The organism is Mesorhizobium sp. M7A.F.Ca.CA.004.06.1.1, from assembly GCF_003999135.1.
GTDB lineage: Bacteria > Pseudomonadota > Alphaproteobacteria > Rhizobiales > Rhizobiaceae > Mesorhizobium.
The window spans coordinates 1-3,408 of the sequence record NZ_RZPQ01000650.1; the positions used below are offsets into that span (position 1 = coordinate 1).

Here is a 3,408-nt window from a genome sequence, read left to right on the forward strand (position 1 = left end):
CCTGAAAACCGTCAAAGCGCAGCAACGGGTTCAGCCAGATCAGCCGCCGGCAGGATTTGTGCAGGCGCTCCATTTCCTCCGACAGGCCGTCGACATCGTCGCGCTCCAACCCGTCGGTGATCAGAAGCACGACCGCCCCCTGCCCCAGCACGCGCCGCGACCATATCAGGTTGAACTCGGCAAGTGTGTCGCCGATGCGGGTGCCGCCCGACCAGTCCTTGACCGCCGCAGAACAGTCGGCAAGTGCTGCATCGGGATCGCGGTGGCGCATCTGCCGGGTCAGATTGGTCAGTCTGGTACCGAAGACGAAGGTGTGCACGCGACGCCTTTTTTCCGTCAGTGCATGCAAGAAATGCAGGAAGATGCGCGTGTACTGGCTCATCGAGCCTGAAATGTCGGCCAGAACCACCAAAGGCGGATGAACTTCGCGGGCTGAGCGGAATTTCGGCAGGATCAGTTCGCCGCCGGTGCGCGCGGCCGAACGCATCATGGCTCGCGGATCAATGCGGCGGCCATGCGCATCGGCCTTGAAGCGCCGGGTCCGCACCATGTCGAAAGGCAGCCGCAGTTCGGCGATCGCCTTCTTGGCGTCGGCCATCTCGGCGGCGTTCATCTGGGCAAAATCCTTGGCCCGCAGCACCTCGTTGCCGGAAAAGGTGAAGCGGGCGTCGACCTCGATCTCGGGAATTTCCTGTGGCGGCTGGTTCTTCTGGTGGCCCTCGAACATCGCCTGGCTGACCCGGTTTTCAGCGGCGCGCGGCTTCTGCTTTTCCCTGGTGTCGGGTGCCACCGGCGAAAACATAGCCAGCATCTTCTCGATCAGTTCACGCGATTTCCAGAACAGCCGGAAAGCTTCGTCGAAAGTGGCGTGATCCTCATGCCTGGACACCAGCACGGCGTGCAGCGTCCAGTAGAAATCGTCGCGCGAACCAATGCCGGCGGCGAGCACCGCCTCGATGGCGTCCTTGACCGAGGCCGGCCCGACCCGCATGCCGGCCTTGCGTAAGGTGCGGGCAAAATAGACGATGTTGTCGGCAATCCGCCCGTGCGGCATGGCCTCTTTCGGTTCGGGGCGCGGCATCGCCTACTCCGCCGCCGAAAGCTCGGCCTTCACCTCGTTGAGGATGCGCCGGCCTTCGCCCTGTTCGATGCGGGCAATGTCGTCCTGGTATTTCAACAGCACGCCGATCGTGTCGGAGACGGTTTCCGGATCGAGCGCCACCTTGTCGAGCTCGGTCAGCGCGCCGGCCCAGTCGATGGTCTCGGCGACGCCAGGCACCTTGAACAATTCGATCTGGCGCAGCTTCTGGATAAAGGAGACCACTTCTGCCGAAAGCCGCTGGTTGGCCTGCGGCACCTTACGGCGCACGATCTCGAGCTCGCGCTCGGCGTTGGGATAGTCGACCCAGTGATAGAGGCAGCGCCGCTTCAGCGCATCGTGGATTTCGCGGGTGCGATTGGTGGTGATGATGACGATCGGCGGTTCTTCCGCCTTGATGGTGCCGAGTTCGGGCACCGTCACTTGGAAGTCGGACAGGATTTCGAGCAGAAAGGCCTCGAAGGCCTCGTCGGTGCGGTCGAGCTCATCGATCAGGAAAACCGGGGCAGCGCCCGTCTTTCCGGTCAGCGCATCGAGCACCGGGCGGCGGATCAGGTATTTTTCGGAAAAGACGTTGCGCTCCATGGCGGAGCGCTCGACCTTGCCGGCCGCCTCCTCCATGCGGATCTCGATCATCTGCGCGGCGTAGTTCCACTCATAGACGGCGGACGAAACGTCGAGGCCTTCATAGCACTGCAGGCGGATCAGCCGGCGACCGAGCGCCTGTGCCAACACCTTGGCGATCTCGGTCTTGCCGACGCCGGCCTCGCCCTCGAGGAACAGCGGCCGCTTCATACGCAACGACAGGAACAGCACGGTCGCCAGCGACCGGTCCGCCACATAGTCCGCACCGGTCAGGAGATCGAGCGTCTCGTCGATCGTCCGTGGCGCGGCGCGCGGTTTCAGCTCGGTCATTCTTTCTCCGTGAACGCCGCCGCTCCGCTGTCCAGAACGTGGTAGCCGCGGGCGTGGTAGATCAGCGGCCGCAAATTATCGCCCATACGCAGACCTGTCACCTTGCCAAAAAGCACACGATGGGTGGCCAGATCCTTGGTGTCGATCAATTCGCAGTCGAACACGGCAAGCGCGCCTTTCAGCGTCGGCGCGCCGGTGGAGATCACATCCCATTCGCCAAGCGCGAAACGTTCCTCGACCGGCAGGCCGGTGATGCCGGAAAAGCCGACCGACAGCGGCTCCTGGTGCGAGGCCAGCGTGTTCAGGGCAAACCTGCCGTTTTTCACGAACAGCTCATTCTTGGCATTTTCGCGGTTGAGACAGACCAGGATGGTCGGCGGCGTGTCCGACACCGAACAGGCGGCGATCACCGTCGTGCCGCGCTTGCCGGCCGGCCCGTCGGTGGTGACCACATGGACGTGGCCGGCAAAGTGGCTCATCGCGTCGCGATAGGCCTGCGGCCCAATGTCGTTCTTCTTCAGCACCGTATTTTTTCCATGGTCAGGATCCTACCGACATATATGGCCAGATATAGCCCGCCACAAGCGAAGTGCTTGAGCCATATCCCGAAATTCCCGTGTTGCACCAAGGCCGGGCAGCCTTTAGGTCTTGGCGGCAATAGTGCCAGGAGCATAGAGCCGGCACGGAGGGACCCATCGCTCGAATGCGACCCAAGACAAGAACAATAGCGGCGCTGTTCTGGCTGTTTCTGGCCAGTGCCGCGGATGCCCAGACGCTGCTCGTCGGCGTCGCGGCACCGCTATCGGGACCATCTGCCATTCTCGGCAAGCAGATCGAGGCCGGCACCGGCCTGGCGGCCGAAGCGAACGGCATCGAACTGAAGACCGTGGATGATGCCTGCACCGCGGACGGCGGCGCTGCCGCGGCCAAGGAATTCGCAGCCGCCAAGGTCGACATCGTAGTCGGGTTTCTCTGCACCGAGGCGATCGAGGCGGCGATGCCGATCCTCAAGGACGCCAACATTCCGGTCATCACCGTTGGCGTGCGGACCGAGAGCCTGACCGACCGCCGCGCCAAGGCCGGCTGGCCGGTCTATCGCCTCGGGCCGCGCGGCGACGATGAGCGCAACGCCATCGCGTCCGCCCTCACCCATCTATGGCAGAACGAGCTGTTCGCCATTATCGACGACGGCACCATCTACGGACGTGAGATCGCCGAGACGTTGCGGGCAGCGGCCGAACAGGCAGCGCTGAAACCGGTATTCGTCGACACGTTCCGGCCACAGCTCGACAACCAGATCGGCATGATCGGCCGGCTGAAGAAGGCTGGCGCGACGCATGTCTTTGCCGGTGGCGACGGCGACGACATCGCCATCATGGGCCGCGATGCCGCAC

At 63.4% G+C, this 3,408-nt stretch carries 4 protein-coding genes; 1 reads left to right on the forward strand and 3 read right to left on the reverse strand.

Annotated elements, in window-relative coordinates; translation table 11 throughout:
• The 3 genes from EN906_RS27615 to EN906_RS27625 form a co-directional block, all read right to left on the reverse strand.
• Nucleotides 1-1,081, reverse strand: a 1,081-nt coding sequence (locus EN906_RS27615) for a VWA domain-containing protein (protein WP_127375513.1), incomplete at its 3' end; no start/stop codon positions are given.
• A gap of 3 nt (nucleotides 1,082-1,084) precedes the next feature.
• Nucleotides 1,085-2,014: a MoxR family ATPase gene (locus EN906_RS27620; protein WP_023810354.1), complete on the reverse strand. Its 930-nt coding sequence runs from the start codon at nucleotides 2,012-2,014 to the stop codon at nucleotides 1,085-1,087.
• Entirely contained in the window at nucleotides 2,011-2,538 is a 528-nt protein-coding gene (locus tag EN906_RS27625; RefSeq protein WP_095791541.1) for a flavin reductase, read from the reverse strand. The genes EN906_RS27620 and EN906_RS27625 overlap by 4 nt, the downstream gene beginning before the upstream one ends.
• A 179-nt stretch (nucleotides 2,539-2,717) precedes the next feature.
• Between EN906_RS27625 and EN906_RS27630 the strand changes: the two genes are divergently transcribed.
• The coding region (locus EN906_RS27630) for an ABC transporter substrate-binding protein (RefSeq protein ID WP_164777401.1) at nucleotides 2,718-3,408 on the forward strand (691 nt) is incomplete at its 3' end.